Raw genomic sequence first — 929 nt, forward strand, 5'->3', positions numbered from 1 at the left:
GGTTACTGATGGACACATTCATAATTCATTTCATAGTATTTTTTTTACTCAAAAAGATGAACGTATCCTGCGACTGATCGCCAACTATATGGAAGCAGATTATGTACTAACGCCATTTGGGAAAACTAAAACAGCAGCAACATTAATCATTAATTCGAAAGAAATAAAACAAGATCTTGAATCACTCGGAATTACGGCAAAGAAATCATTAAATGTGCCTTTCCCAAAGGTTTCAGAGAAGTTTTTGCCATCATTTGTACGTGGCGTTATTGATGGCGATGGCTGGGTAGGTCATGAAGGATATCAAGTGAACGTTACAACCGGTAGTTTAGCCTTTGCAGAAGGATTATTAGCGGTATTTCAATCCTGGAGCTTAAAATCGGATATAAGTACTATCACCAGTCAAAAAAATCATACGATTTACCGTATTTGGGTACGAGGGAAAACCAGTCTTCAAATACTTTCTGACAGACTTTACAAATATGCAAATTCTGAAAACTTTCATATATATAAACGAGTCTATATGACACAGCATACAGATAATCCATATGTAGTTGGTGACAATAGAAAGATTCCAATGTGGAAAATTGTCGATGGGAAAATCATTCACACGCCAAATACGAATAGAGTTTCATTCAGAACAAATATCAGTAAATCAGTTTTAGACGCGTTAAAGCAACTAGCGTTAAAGCATAATACAAATGTGAATCATTTAATTGAAAATGGTTTGAAAAACGTTCTGGTACAAGACAAAATCACTTTGGACAAAACTTATCAACCACTAGATCGGATTCAGTATAAAACAACGTATGATCATCAATTAATAAGCGATGTAAAAGAGTACGCAAAGACTCATAACGTATTCATGAATGACGTAATTGAATATAGTGTGCAATTTATCGAATTGCATGTTGAAAAGAGGAGTCCCA

General features: G+C 34.7%; 1 protein-coding gene. It reads left to right on the forward strand.

Going from position 1 to position 929, the window contains the following annotated elements:
• Positions 1–929: LAGLIDADG family homing endonuclease (locus tag AC1DSL_RS18745; RefSeq protein ID WP_477533403.1), on the forward strand; the 929-nt coding region annotated here is incomplete at both ends.

The organism is Paenisporosarcina sp. P4_D4 (genome assembly GCF_056401835.1).